Source organism: Pseudomonas sp. PME37.24/025 (genome assembly GCF_055556615.1).
This window is the reverse complement of record NZ_JBVHNK010000211.1, coordinates 1-271: the sequence shown is the minus strand read 5'-3', so window position 1 is coordinate 271 and position 271 is coordinate 1. Positions and strand designations below refer to the sequence as shown.

The 271-nt window shown below is 63.8% G+C and carries 1 protein-coding gene; it reads right to left on the bottom strand.

Annotation, left to right across the window (positions count from 1 at the left end; translation table 11 throughout):
- On the bottom strand, positions 1-237 hold a 237-nt coding region (locus ACZ3HH_RS30105), incomplete at its 3' end, for a DUF2848 family protein (RefSeq protein ID WP_465810240.1).
- Positions 238-271: the final 34 nt, after the last annotated feature.

The following is a 271-nucleotide window of genomic DNA, read 5'->3' as shown; positions in this document are numbered from 1 at the left end:
CACTTCACCGGACGACGCCTCGCCCAGCACCTGCACCTGCGCGGCCTGCGAGAACTGGTTGGCCGAGACGCGATAGAACAGCGGTACCGCGCTGGGACGCGAGATGCCCAGCGCTTCCAGTTCTTCGATGTGATGCTCGATGGCCGCCATGTCGCGGCCGGCCCAGCCGGCGATGACCAGGGTATCGATGTCGGCGTGGAGGGGGGATTGGTCGGGGAGGGTAAAGGTCAGCTTCATGAGTTTCTGTTCCTACAGGGTGATTCAGGAGAGG